Here is a 275-nt window from a genome sequence, read left to right as displayed (position 1 = left end):
CTTCTCGTGGTGAACAAGATCGACGTGGCCGATCCGACGGTCCTGACTCAGCTTCGGGGGCTGTTCCCCGATGCGGTCTTCATCTCGGCGGCCACCGGAGAAGGCATCCCGGAGCTGCTCGAGCGAGTGCGCGAGATGGTGTCGCGGCACGACGTCCATGTCACCGTCCGGGTGCCCTATTCGCGTGGTGACCTGGTCTCGCGTATCCACGCCGAAGGTGATGTCTCGAGGGAAGAACACGGTCCCGACGGCACCGAGATCGTCGCCAGTGTTCC

At 64.4% G+C, this 275-nt stretch carries 1 pseudogene; it reads left to right on the top strand.

The features are described from left to right. Nucleotides 1–275: pseudogene (locus SB717_RS35605) on the top strand (hypothetical protein); the annotation flags it as partial.

The organism is Priestia sp. SIMBA_032 (genome assembly GCF_046535215.1).
Taxonomy (GTDB): Bacteria; Bacillota; Bacilli; order Bacillales; family Bacillaceae_H; genus Priestia; species Priestia aryabhattai.
This window is presented reverse-complemented; position numbering and strand designations above follow the sequence as displayed.